This window comes from Mycobacterium sp. E735 (genome assembly GCF_001666955.1).
GTDB lineage: Bacteria > Actinomycetota > Actinomycetes > Mycobacteriales > Mycobacteriaceae > Mycobacterium.
Map to the genome: position 1 here is coordinate 1 of NZ_LZIX01000297.1, position 11,491 is coordinate 11,491.

General features: G+C 66.9%; 10 protein-coding genes and 2 pseudogenes. 8 read left to right on the plus strand and 4 right to left on the minus strand.

What is annotated here, in order from left to right:
* From A5704_RS24240 to A5704_RS24265, 6 genes and pseudogenes are all read left to right on the plus strand, one after another.
* Nucleotides 1-243 (plus strand): annotated as a pseudogene (locus A5704_RS24240) (steroid C27-monooxygenase); the annotation flags it as partial.
* Nucleotides 243-1,256: an acyl-CoA dehydrogenase family protein gene (locus A5704_RS24245; RefSeq protein WP_067752376.1), complete on the plus strand. Its 1,014-nt coding sequence runs from the start codon at nt 243-245 to the stop codon at nt 1,254-1,256. The pseudogene A5704_RS24240 and the gene A5704_RS24245, both read left to right, overlap by 1 nt.
* Nucleotides 1,247-2,410 carry an acyl-CoA dehydrogenase FadE29 gene (gene fadE29, locus A5704_RS24250; protein WP_067752379.1) on the plus strand — a complete coding sequence of 388 codons (1,164 nt, stop codon included), beginning with the start codon at nt 1,247-1,249 and terminating at the stop codon, nt 2,408-2,410. Before A5704_RS24245 ends, fadE29 begins: the two co-directional genes overlap by 10 nt.
* Nucleotides 2,407-3,372 (plus strand): bifunctional MaoC family dehydratase N-terminal/OB-fold nucleic acid binding domain-containing protein, encoded by a 966-nt coding sequence (locus A5704_RS24255; RefSeq protein WP_067752382.1) that lies wholly within the window; start codon nt 2,407-2,409, stop codon nt 3,370-3,372. Before fadE29 ends, A5704_RS24255 begins: the two co-directional genes overlap by 4 nt.
* A complete protein-coding gene (locus tag A5704_RS24260) occupies nt 3,369-3,770 on the plus strand; it encodes a MaoC family dehydratase (RefSeq protein WP_067752385.1) in 402 nt (133 codons plus the stop codon). The genes A5704_RS24255 and A5704_RS24260 overlap by 4 nt, the downstream gene beginning before the upstream one ends.
* Nucleotides 3,770-4,939, plus strand: coding sequence for a lipid-transfer protein (locus A5704_RS24265; RefSeq protein WP_067891486.1), 1,170 nt, complete (start codon nt 3,770-3,772; stop codon nt 4,937-4,939). The genes A5704_RS24260 and A5704_RS24265 overlap by 1 nt, the downstream gene beginning before the upstream one ends.
* An 83-nt stretch (nt 4,940-5,022) precedes the next feature.
* On the opposite strand, the gene A5704_RS24270 is transcribed toward A5704_RS24265, so the two are convergent.
* The 4 genes from A5704_RS24270 to kstD all read right to left on the minus strand — a co-directional run bounded on the left by A5704_RS24270 (nt 5,023) and on the right by kstD (nt 10,476).
* Nucleotides 5,023-5,970 carry an adenylate/guanylate cyclase domain-containing protein gene (locus tag A5704_RS24270; RefSeq protein WP_067891489.1) on the minus strand — a complete coding sequence of 316 codons (948 nt, stop codon included), beginning with the start codon at nt 5,968-5,970 and terminating at the stop codon, nt 5,023-5,025.
* Nucleotides 5,971-6,123: 153 nt separating this feature from the next.
* Entirely contained in the window at nt 6,124-7,878 is a 1,755-nt protein-coding gene (locus A5704_RS24275) for a patatin-like phospholipase family protein (RefSeq protein ID WP_067891492.1), read from the minus strand.
* A 55-nt stretch (nt 7,879-7,933) separates the two neighbouring features.
* Nucleotides 7,934-8,794, minus strand: coding sequence for a MaoC/PaaZ C-terminal domain-containing protein (locus A5704_RS24280; RefSeq protein WP_067891496.1), 861 nt, complete (start codon nt 8,792-8,794; stop codon nt 7,934-7,936).
* A complete protein-coding gene (gene kstD / locus A5704_RS24285) occupies nt 8,794-10,476 on the minus strand; it encodes a 3-oxosteroid 1-dehydrogenase (protein ID WP_067752400.1) in 1,683 nt (560 codons plus the stop codon). Before kstD ends, A5704_RS24280 begins: the two co-directional genes overlap by 1 nt.
* Nucleotides 10,477-10,548: 72 nt before the next feature.
* Between kstD and A5704_RS24290 the strand changes: the two genes are divergently transcribed.
* Together A5704_RS24290 and A5704_RS28580 are read left to right on the plus strand one after the other, a co-directional pair.
* Nucleotides 10,549-11,334 carry a 2-keto-4-pentenoate hydratase gene (locus A5704_RS24290; protein ID WP_067891499.1) on the plus strand — a complete coding sequence of 262 codons (786 nt, stop codon included), beginning with the start codon at nt 10,549-10,551 and terminating at the stop codon, nt 11,332-11,334.
* A 53-nt stretch (nt 11,335-11,387) separates the two neighbouring features.
* Nucleotides 11,388-11,491 (plus strand): annotated as a pseudogene (locus tag A5704_RS28580) (acetaldehyde dehydrogenase (acetylating)); the annotation flags it as partial.

The following is an 11,491-nucleotide window of genomic DNA, read 5'->3' on the forward strand; positions in this document are numbered from 1 at the left end:
CCGCACGCCTTCAACATCCTGCGCGACCCGAACCCCCACGTCGGGTTCGGTGGCACCGGCGCCCACTACTGCATCGGCGCGAACCTGGCCCGCATGACCATCACCCTCATCTTCAACGCGGTCGCCGATCACATGCCGGACCTCAAGCCGGTCGGCGAGCCCGAGCGGCTGCGGTCGGGCTGGCTCAACGGAATCAAGCATTGGCAGGTGGACTACACCGGCAAGACCGCGGTGACGTCCTGATGGACTTCAATCTCACTGCGACGCAACAAGCCGTCGCGGATGTGGTGACGTCCGTTCTGGATCGGGACCTCGGCTGGGACGCGTTGGTCAGCGGCGGGGTGACGGCGCTGCCGGTGCCCGAGCGCCTCGGCGGCGACGGCGTCGGCCTGCCCGAGGTCGCCACGGTGCTCACCGAGATAGGCCGCCACGGCGCCATCACGCCGGCGCTGGCCACCCTCGGCTTCGGCGTGGCGCCGCTGCTTGACCTGGCGTCCGATGAACAACAGGACCGGTTCCTGGCCACGGTCGCCAAGGGCGGCGTGCTGACGGCCGCGCTGAACGAGCCCGGCGCCGCGTTGCCCGACCGGCCGTCGACCACCTTCGCCGACGGCCGGCTGTCGGGCACCAAAGTGGCTGTGCCGTATGCCGAATCCGCCGACTGGATGGTCGTGACCGCGGACAGCGCGGTCGTGGTGGTGTCGCCGAAGGCCGACGGTGTGGCGGTGGTCAAGACGCCGACATCGAACGGTGCGGACGAGTACAGCGTCACGTTCGCCGACGTCGCTGTCGGCGACTCCGATGTGCTCGCCGGCGCCCAGGCGCATCGGGTCAATCAGCTCGCCTTGGCGGCCGTCGGCGCCTACGCCGACGGGCTGGTGGCCGGGGCGCTGCGCCTCACCGCGGACTACGTGGCCAACCGCAAGCAGTTCGGCAAGCCGCTGTCCACGTTCCAGACGGTGGCGGCGCAGCTGGCGGAGGTCTACATCGCCTCGCGCACCATCGATTTGGCGGCCAAGTCGGTGGTGTGGCGGCTGTCCGAAGGCCGGGACGCCGACGACGACCTGGACGTGCTCGGCTACTGGATCACTTCGCAGGCCCCGCCGGTGATGCAGACCTGCCATCACCTGCACGGTGGCATGGGCATGGACATCACCTACCCGATGCACCGGTATTACTCCACGATCAAGGACCTGTCCCGGCTGCTGGGCGGTTCTTCTCATCGTCTCGACCTGGTGGGAGCGCAATGTTCATAGACCTCACTCCGGAGCAGCGTCAGCTGCAAGCGGAACTGCGGGAGTACTTTTCGAACCTGATCTCGTCCGACGAGATGAAGGCGATGGAGCAGGACCGGCACAACGAGGCCTACCGCGCGGTGATCCGGCGGATGGGCCGCGACGGCAAGCTCGGGGTGGGGTGGCCAAAAGAGTTCGGCGGCTTGGGCTTCGGGCCCATCGAGCAGTCGATCTTCGTCAACGAGGCGCATCGGGCCGACGTTCCGCTGCCCGCGGTCACGCTGCAGACCGTCGGGCCGACGCTGCAGCAGTTCGGCAGCGAAGCGCAGAAAAAGAAGTTCCTGCCGGCGATCTTGGCGGGCGAGGTGCACTTCGCGATCGGTTACAGCGAGCCCGAGGCCGGCACCGACCTGGCGTCCCTGCGGACGACCGCCGTCCGTCAGGGCGACGAGTACATCGTCAACGGCCAGAAGATGTGGACCACCGGCGGACACGACGCCGACTACATCTGGCTGGCCTGCCGCACCGACCCGGAAGCCGTTAAACACAAGGGCATTTCGATCCTGATCGTGGACACGAAGGATCCCGGGTTCTCCTGGACGCCGATCATCCTGTCCGACGGCGCCCACCACACCAACGCCACCTACTACAACGACGTGCGGGTGCCCGCCGACATGCTGGTCGGCGAGGAGAACGGCGGCTGGCGGCTCATCACCACTCAGCTCAACAACGAACGTGTCATGCTCGGCCCCGCGGGCCGCACGGCCGGCATCTACGACCGCTTGCACGCCTGGGCGTCCAAGCCGGGCAGCGACGGGATCACCCCGATCGACCACCAGGACGTCAAGCGGGCCCTCGGTGAGATCCACGCGATGTGGCGAATCAACGAGCTGCTCAACTGGCAGGTGGCCGCGGCCGGTGAAGACATCAACATGGCCGACGCCGCCGCCACGAAAGTCTTTGGCACCGAGCGGATCCAGTACATCGGCCGGCTCGCCGAGGAGATCGTCGGCAAGTATGGCAACGCGGCCGACTCGGACACCGCGGAGCTGCTGAACTGGCTGGACTCGCAAACCAAGCGCAACCTGGTCATCACCTTCGGTGGAGGCGTCAACGAAGTCATGCGAGAAATGATCGCGGCGGCAGGCCTCAAAGTGCCGAGGGTCCCTCGATGACCGACACGGACGACATCAAGAAGGCTGTCGCCGAGATCACGTCCACTGTCGTCGCCGCACCCCGCACGGGCCGGGATCCGGTCAACCAGCCGATCATCAACAACTGGGTCGAGGCGCTGGGCGACCGCAACCCGATCTACGTCGACGAGGCCGCGGCCAAGGCCGCCGGTCATCCCGGACTTGTCGCGCCCCCGGCGATGATCCAGGTGTGGACGATGTTCGGACTGGGCGGCGAGCGTCCGACGGACGATCCCATGGGTCCGATCATGGAATTGTTCGACGGCGCAGGCTATGTCGGCGTGGTCGCCACCAACTGCGAGCAGACCTACCACCGGTATCTGCGTCCCGGCGAGCGGGTGACCGTGCACTCCGAGATGCGTGACGTGGTCGGGCCAAAACAGACCGCTCTCGGCGAAGGCTGGTTCATCAACCAGCACATCACCTGGCGCGTCGGTGACGAGGATGTCGCCGAGATGGCATGGCGCATACTCAAATTCAAGCCGCGCGAGACATCCGAGACGGCGCGGTCTTCGATTCCCGAGGATTTGGACGCCGACGCCCTGATGCGCCCGGCGGTTTCCCGGGACACCGCGTTCTTCTGGGAGGGTGTCAAGGCACACGAGCTGCGCATTCAGCGGCGGCCCGACGGCAGTCTGCAGCACCCGCCGGTGCCGGCGGTGTGGCAGGACAAAGAGCAGCCGATCGACTTTGTGGTGGCCGGCGGCACGGGCACGGTGTACAGCTTCGTAGTGCACCACGCGCCCAAGGTTCCCGGGCGCACGCTGCCCTTCGTGATCGCCCTGGTCGAACTCGAGGAAGGGGTCCGGATGCTGGGCGAGCTGCGCGGGGTGGACCCTGCCGCGGTGAAGATCGGAATGCCTGTTCGCGCAACCTATATCGACTTTCCCGCCGGTGAGTCCGGCCCGGAATGGACCCTGTACGCATGGGAGCCCCAAGCATGAGTGCGCCCGTCGTCGAAGTGGGTACGAAGCTGCCCGAGCTCAAGATCGAAGGCACGCCCACCTTCATCATCTCGACGGCCATCGCCACCCGCGACTTTCAGGACGTGCACCACGACCGGGATCTGGCCCAGGCCAAGGGATCGAAGGATATCTTCGTCAACATCCTCACCGACACCGGGCTGGTACAGCGCTTCCTGACCGACTGGGCCGGGCCGACCGCGATGATCAAGTCGATCGGTCTGCGGCTGGGCGTGCCGTGGTACGCCTACGACACCATCACCTTCTCAGGTGAGGTGACCGCGGTGGAAGACGGGTTGATCACCGTGAAGGTGTTCGGCCGCAACAGCCTTGGTGACCACGTCATCGCGACCGCCACGCTCACGATTGGGGACGCTTAATGTTGTCGGGTAAGGCCGCCATCGTCGGCATCGGTGCCACCGACTTCTCGAAGAATTCCGGCCGAAGCGAGCTGCGCCTGGCGGCCGAGGCGGTTCTGGATGCGCTCGACGACGCGGGCCTCAAGCCGTCGGACGTCGACGGCCTCACCACCTTCACGATGGACAGCAACAACGAGACCGCGGTGGCGCGTGCGACCGGCATCGGCGACCTGAGATTCTTCGCGCAGACGGGTTACGGCGGCGGTGCGGCGTGCGGGACCGTCGCACACGCAGCAGCGGCCGTCGCGACCGGGCTGGCGGACGTCGTGGTGGCCTACCGCGCGTTCAACGAACGGTCCGGCCAGCGTTTCGGTCAGGTGCAAAGTCGCCTCGCGGGGACCCCTGGGGCACAGGCCGATTCGACGGCAGCCGACAACTCCTTCTCGTATCCGCATGGCCTTTCGACACCGGCCGCGCAGGTGGCCATGATCGCGCAGCGGTACATGCACTGGTCCGGTGCCACCAGCCGTGACTTCGGCGCCATCTCGGTCGCAGACCGCAAGCACGCGGCCAAGAACCCGAAGGCGTACTTCTACGAGAAGCCGATAACCATTGACGACCACCAGAATTCGCGGTGGATCGCCGAGCCGTTGCGGCTGCTGGACTGCTGCCAGGAGACCGACGGCGCGGTGGCCCTCGTGGTGACCTCGGTGGAGCGGGCGCGAGACCTCAAGCAGCGGCCCGCCGTCATCGAGGCGGCGGCCCAGGGCGCCAGCCCCGACCAGTACACCATGGTGAGCTACTACCGCTCCGAACTCGGCCTGCCCGAGATGGGTGTGGTCGGCAAGCAGCTCTGGCAGCAATCGGGCCTGAAGCCGGACGATATTCAGACCGCCGTGATCTACGACCACTTCACTCCGTTCACACTGATTCAGTTGGAGGAGTTGGGATTCTGCGCCAAGGGCGAGGCCAAAGACTTCATCGCCAACGGCGCGGTCGAGGTGGGCGGTCGGCTGCCGATCAATACCCACGGCGGCCAGCTCGGTGAGGCCTACATCCACGGGATGAACGGAATCGCGGAGGGTGTCCGGCAATTGCGCGGGACCTCGGTCAACCCGGTCCCCGACGTCGAGCACGTCCTCGTCACCGCGGGAACCGGCGTGCCCACGTCAGGCCTCATCCTCGGCTAACGCTGCCATTCGCGTTCGAGTGTGCGGCCTGCCGCACGTTCGCGTTCGACTGTGCGGCCTGCCGCACACTCGACGGCAGTCGGCTAAGAACGCGCGCCGACCGAATACACGGTCTCCATGCCGCGCCGGCCCTTGATCTCGACCTGCTCCGAGTGGCCCCAGACATATTCCGGCTCAACGGCATCGCGCACGCGGCTGCTGACCATCACGGCCGGGCGCCCGGCCCGCCCGGCGATGCCGGCCAGCCGGAACGCCACGTTGGTCGCGTCGCCAATCACGGCCGTGACCGTTCTCGTCATCGCGGCGATCGCGGCCCGGCCCTGCACCACCCCCCAGCCCATGCGGATCGGCGAGCCGTCCGGGCTCCGCAGGGGGAGGGTGGGCCCGAGCTCCTCGACCCTCCGGTTCGCGGCGAGCGCGAAGTCGATCGCGAGCTCATTGGCCTTTGGAATCGTCCGCAGCTCCCAGACGGCATACAGCGCATCGCCGGCGTAGTGGTTGAGCGTGCCGCGGTGGGCGCGCAGCACCTGGTTGAGGTCGTGCCACAGATAGTTCAGGCTCTGGGCGATCACCCGGTTGTCGGTGACCTCCGAGATCGTCGAGTAGTTGGTGATATCGCCGACCACCATCACCATGGTCTCCTCGGCGATCCGGGTCAGGGTCGGGCTGGTGTTGGTCAACCCCGCTGCATTGAACCGGTCCGATCGGAAGATCAGCACGACGTCGCCGATCGAGATCTGGTCGTCGGGCTTGATGGGGACCTGCACGGCGCGTTCCAGCGGCATGCCGTTGAGCAACGTTCCGTTGGTGCTGGTGTCGATGAGGTAGGCCCGGTCGGTTACGACGTCGAGACGGATCTCGAGGTGGTTACGGGAGATGTTCGGGTCCTGGATAACCAGCCGGCGCGCTTCGTCGATGCCCGCGCACTGACGGCCGACGAATAGTTGATCGAAGATCGGCACGAGCTTCTCGCCGCCGTTCAAGTGCATGACCAGATTGGCCAGCGGCTTGTTCAACCAATCGGGGCGCATGGCTTAACGACCTCGCCGCACTCGAACGGCAGGGTGTGCGAGCGAGACCCGTCGTTGAGTGCCACGCCCGCCCTGACCACTCTGTGCACACACTAAGCGTCTGCCATCTGAACGTGCTGAGCTGTTAGCTGCAGGGGTAATCGTATCCGACGCTCAGCGAACGAGCGTCGGCTGCGCTTCGAGTGCGGCCCGGGCCGCTTTCCGCCCGGCTTGCAGGGCGGCGTCGATGTTTTTGAAGTCCAGTGGACCGATCGCCGAGACGTCAGGCTCGATGATCGCCGTGACCCGGGGGAGCTCGCGCAGGTTCCACTTGGGTGCCGCGAGTTCGACGCTGCGAAGCAACGTGTCTTGCAGCGGAGGCAGGGCCGCATCCGTGCCTGTCACGAGCCGCCGGACGAACGCGGGAGGCTGAAGCTTCGCCGGCAGCGGGCCAAAGCCCTTCGACGGCACCCACGTCGTGCGCAGATCGACGCATATCACTTCGCCGTCGGGGTCGGCACACATCACGTCGGCCGGGAGGATGTTCATCAATCCGCCGTCCACGAGCAGCCGCTCGCGATGTTGCACCGGCGGCAGGAGACCGGGTATCGAGATCGATGCGCGCACGGCGACCCACAGCAGCCCACGGCGATGGATGATCTGTTCGCCCGTGATGATGTCGGTGGAGACGGAGAAGAACTCCCTCGGCAGGTGCTCGATCAGGGTGGTGCTGCCGAAGAATCCCTCTATCAGACGGTCGACACGGCGACCTCGGGTGAGGGCTATCGCAGGGATCGTGTAGTCGCTGACCGGCCTGGTCTCGGCAACGTACTTCCGCGCCGCCGCGGTGCAATCCCGCGCGTCCAGCCCCAACGCGAAGGTGGCGGCGGCGAGGGCACCGGAACTGGTTCCGCCGAACCGGTCGATGACGATGCCCGCCCGCGTGAGCTCTTCGTAGACGCCGTAATGCGCGAGGCCCCGCGCGCCCCCGCCCCCCAGCACGAGACCGATAGAGCGCCCGGTGATTCTGCGGGCCAGCGCGCCGATTCCGTCGTCGTCGGCGGGGTGATGCGATACGGGCTGCAGCAGATCCCACCAGCTCGGGTCCGGCACGACGCCACAAGTGACCAGGTGGACCGGCCCTTGCGTCACCGGTGGTTCGAGCGTGGCCGGCGGATGGGTTTGATCGGCAAGGACCACGACTCGGTCGCTCTGCGCGGTGACATAGCGTCGCCAGCTGTCGCCCGAGCCCCGGTCGGCCACCAGCAACACCCAATCGTTGCTCCGCTCGACGCGGTCGAGGGTCTCGCTGAACGCTTCGACGAGCTCGCCGTAATGATTGGCCGCCGCCGTCGTTTCGACCGGCGGCGCGACGACGGCCGCCCGACCGTGCGATCTCAGCCGAGTCGCGATCGCCTCGATGATCGGCATGGCAACCGCATCCCCGGTCGACACCACGCCGACGACCCGCCGACCGCGAGAGACGGTGGCGGCTCGTGACTCGCGAAGCATTACCGCCATCGCTCGGAACATCGCCGATTGCAATTGCGGCGCCTTGGCGAGCACCTCGCTGAACGCGTCAGCGGCGATCCTCCAGACGACGCCGTCCCGAAGGGCTCGTACTCCGGCCGAGCGAGCGGCGCCGGTGATCACGCCCAGGTCTCCGATCGAGTCACCGGACGCCATCTCACGAAGCACCTGTCCGTCGATGCCGATGGCCGCGAATCGCCCCGAGGCGATTACATAGATTGCGTCCGACGGGTCCCCAAGGTGAAAGAGCCACTCGTTGGCGAGAACGTGCTGGCGACCTACGGTCTTCGTGAGCAGGTCGAGTTGTTCGTCGTCGATATCGGCGAATATCGGCATGCTCCGCAGTGCGGTTCGCTCGTCGGCCGCACGCGGCTCGGGCGACTGCCCTTCAGCGACCATGAAAGGACGAAAGCATATTGCGCCGTCTAGCGGTAGTCCGCCCGGCGCAAAGCCGCTACGCGGGGACCAGCTCGACGCCGCTGAGCACCGCGGCGTTGTCGCGCGAAGGCGCGACAACGCTAGCCACGAAACGGCCGTCCTCTTTCCACAGGTTGACGCGCAGCGTCTCGCCCGGGAACGCCACGCCGGCGAAGCGCGCGCCGTACGCGGCCACCGCGCCGGCGTCACCGTCCAGCAGCGTGTCGACGATGGCCTTGCACGTCATGCCGTAGGTGCACAGGCCGTGCAGGATCGGTTGCGAAAAGCCATTGGCCGCTGCGAAATCCGGGTCGGAGTGCAGCGGGTTGCGGTCGCCGCACAGCCGGTAGAGCAGCGCCTGCTGCGGCAGGAGCGGCACCGCCACCTCCACGTCGGGCGCCCGGTCCGGCGCGGCGTCCGACGTCGACGGCCCACGCTCGCCGCCGAATCCGCCCTCACCGCGGGCGAAGATGGACCGCCGCTGCGTCCACAGCAGCGTGCCGTCGGGCGCGCTGACGGTCGTCTCACTCCAGATCACCGCGGCCTTGCCCTTGTCCCAGATGTCGGTGAACCGGGTGACGGCGCGGGCCGAACCCGACGGCGGCAGCGGGCCGGGCACCTCCACCCGCTCGCTGGCGTGCAGCACCTTGCCCAGCTCGATGTCGATGCCGGGGAATTGCACGATCGGCGGTTTGGTCATGTGAAAGGACGCCGCCACGTTGCCGAACGTCGGCAGCACCTGCGGTGTGTCGTCAACCAGGTAACGCAGTTCGCGTGGATCCATCGGATCCTTGCCGGCGCCCAACGCCAAGTGGTAGAGCTGCACGTCGCTGCTCGTCCACGAGAAATCGATCGGGTCCAGCTCGGCGGCCAGTGCGACGTCTACATCGATGGGCATCAGCGTTCCCCCGCAATGTGCAGCGCGGCCAAGTAGCCGAACGTCATCGCCGGGCCGATGGTCCCGCCCGGACCCGGGTAGGTGTGACCCATCACCGGGGCGCTGACATTGCCTGCGGCGTAAAGGCCTTCGATGATCGAGCCGTCGTCGCGCAGCGCACGGCCGTGGACGTCGGTGCGGACGCCGCCCTTGGTGCCCAGGTCACCGGGCACCATCTTGGCGGCGTAGTACGGAGCGTGGGCGAGCTCACCCAGGTTGGGATTCGGCTTGTTCGTCGGGTCGCCGTAGTAACGGTCGTACGCGCTCTCGCCGCGGTGGAAGTCTTCGTCGACGCCGGACCTGGCGAAGCCGTTGAATCGCGCCACCGTCGCGGTGAAGTCCGCGACCGGCAGGCCGGCCTTCTGCGCCAGCTCCTCGAGGGTGTCGGCGGAGATGATGACCCCCGACTCCAGCCACTTGCGGGGAATGCGTTGTCCCGGCTGCAATCCCGCGAAGATGTAGCGGTCGCGGTATTGCTGGTCGAACACCAGCCACGCCGGAATGTTCTCGCCCGGCCCGGGGCCCTGGCCGAATTCTCCGCCGTACATGTGGTGGCAGGCCTCGACGTAGGGCATCGACTCGTTCATGAACCGCTTGCCCGACATGTTGACGATGATCGATCCCGGCGAATTGCGCTCGGACAACGCGAACCACGGCGCGCCCACCAGCGGCACGGTCGGGCCCCACCAGGCGTCTTCCATCAGTTCGAGTGCGGCGCCGAGCTTTTCGGCGGCGACGATGCCATCACCGGTGTTGTCCTTGGCGCCGACGGTCCACTCGGTGGTGATCGGCGCGCGCTGATACTTCACCCGCATCTGCTCGTTGTGCTCGAAACCACCGGAGGCGAGGATCACCCCGCGCCGCGCCCGGATCAGCCGCGGCTCCGACGACTCCGACGCGCCGGTGTCGCGAACGTAGACTCCGCGCACGACGCCGTCCTCGACGTACAGGTCGGTGAGCGCGGTGTTGAGCAGCACCGGGACCCCGGCCTGCTGCAACCCGATCCGCAGCGGGCCGATCAACGCCCGGCCCATGCCGACGAGGTTCTTACCGGTCGCCTTCGCCCACATCGTGCGGGCGCCGACCTTCAGGCTGCGCAGCACACCCCGAGGGTGGCGCTTCAGCTGGTTCAGCCGCACGTAATCCTGTTGCATCACAACGACGTTGAGCGGCACCTTGCCGTATGCCGGCTCGAGCCCGGGCATGTCGGCGCCCAGCTTGCGCGCGTCGAACGGCTTCGGCTCGATCGAACGTCCCTCGGCGCGACCGCCCGGCGCCTCCGGGTAGTAGTCGGAGTAGCGCGGAACCCAGCACATCTTCAGCGGGGTGTGCTTCAGCACGAACGAGAGCATCTCGGGTCCGCGCTCGAGGTACGTGTCGATGCGTTCCGGCTCGACGACGTTGCCGACGATGCCGTGCAGGTAGGTCCGGGCCGCCTCCGGGTTGTCCCGGACGCCGTCACGCTTGAGCACCTCGTTGTTGGGAATCCAGACGCCCCCACCCGAGCGGGCGGTCGAGCCGCCGAAGTGCGCAGCCTTCTCGATGACTACTGTGGAAAGGCCCCGGTGAGCGGCGGTAAGCGCAGCTACCATGCCGGCTCCGCCGCTGCCGACCACGACGACGTCGAGCTCCTGTGCTGTCATGTAGAACACGTTATAGAATTGCCCGGGCCGGGCGCTACTGGGCCGGTCACACGAACGAGGGGACTTCTGCAGATGCTCAGTGTTGCGACACGAGACGAGCTTGCTGCCGACCTGGCGCAGGCTGAGCGGAGCCGCTCACCGATCGCTCCGCTGACCGCCGCTCATCCGGAGATCGACGTCGTCGACGCCTATGAGATCCAGCTGATCAACATCCGCCAGCGGGTGGCCGAGGGAGCCCGCGTGTTGGGCCATAAGGTCGGCCTGTCGTCGAAGGCGATCCAGCAGATGATGGGGGTCGACGAGCCGGACTACGGGCATTTGCTCGACGAGATGCAATTGTTCGAAGACACCCCGGTTAAGGCGAGCCGCTACCTGTGGCCCCGGGTCGAGGTGGAGGTCGGCTTCATCCTCAACGCCGACCTGCCGGGAGCCGACTGCACGGAGGACGACGTGCTGGCGGCCACCGAGGCGCTGGTCCCGTCGATCGAGTTGATCGACACCCGGATCACCGACTGGAAGATCGAGTTGTGCGACACCATCGCCGACAACGCGTCGTCGGCGGGCTTCGTGCTGGGCAAGGCGCGCGTCTCCCCGGGCGACGTCGACATCAAAGGGATCGATGCGGTCCTCAGCTGCAACGGCGAGGTCGTCGCCAAGGGCCGCACCGACGCGGTGCTCGGCAACCCCCTCACCGCGGTGGCCTGGCTGGCCCGCAAGGTGGAGGGCTTCGGCGTGCGGTTGCGCAAAGGCGACTTGGTACTTCCGGGCTCGTGTATGCGCGCGATCGACGCGCACGCCGGCGACGATTTTGTGGCCGACTTCACGGGCCTGGGATCTGTTCATTTGTCATTCGAATAGTCTCGGATTAAGTCGTCGGACTTAAATAGCGAGCTTCGCAAAAGGAGCGTCAGATGCCGGCTAAGGCGAGTGTGGCCATTGTCGGGTCGGGAAACATCAGTACTGACCTGCTCTACAAGTTGCTGCGGTCGGAGTGGCTGGAGCCGCGCTGGATGGT

Bases quoted from the DNA above. Each gene is read 5' to 3' on its own strand.
- A5704_RS24245 (WP_067752376.1), top strand. From the start codon at position 243: ATGGACTTCAATCTCACTGCGACGCAACAAGCCGTCGCGGATGTGGTG.
- fadE29 (WP_067752379.1), top strand. From the start codon at position 1,247: ATGTTCATAGACCTCACTCCGGAGCAGCGTCAGCTGCAAGCGGAACTG.
- A5704_RS24255 (WP_067752382.1), top strand. From the start codon at position 2,407: ATGACCGACACGGACGACATCAAGAAGGCTGTCGCCGAGATCACGTCC.
- A5704_RS24260 (WP_067752385.1), top strand. From the start codon at position 3,369: ATGAGTGCGCCCGTCGTCGAAGTGGGTACGAAGCTGCCCGAGCTCAAG.
- A5704_RS24265 (WP_067891486.1), top strand. From the start codon at position 3,770: ATGTTGTCGGGTAAGGCCGCCATCGTCGGCATCGGTGCCACCGACTTC.
- A5704_RS24270 (WP_067891489.1), bottom strand. From the start codon at position 5,970: ATGCGCCCCGATTGGTTGAACAAGCCGCTGGCCAATCTGGTCATGCAC.
- A5704_RS24275 (WP_067891492.1), bottom strand. From the start codon at position 7,878: ATGGTCGCTGAAGGGCAGTCGCCCGAGCCGCGTGCGGCCGACGAGCGA.
- A5704_RS24280 (WP_067891496.1), bottom strand. From the start codon at position 8,794: ATGCCCATCGATGTAGACGTCGCACTGGCCGCCGAGCTGGACCCGATC.
- kstD (WP_067752400.1), bottom strand. From the start codon at position 10,476: ATGACAGCACAGGAGCTCGACGTCGTCGTGGTCGGCAGCGGCGGAGCC.
- A5704_RS24290 (WP_067891499.1), top strand. From the start codon at position 10,549: ATGCTCAGTGTTGCGACACGAGACGAGCTTGCTGCCGACCTGGCGCAG.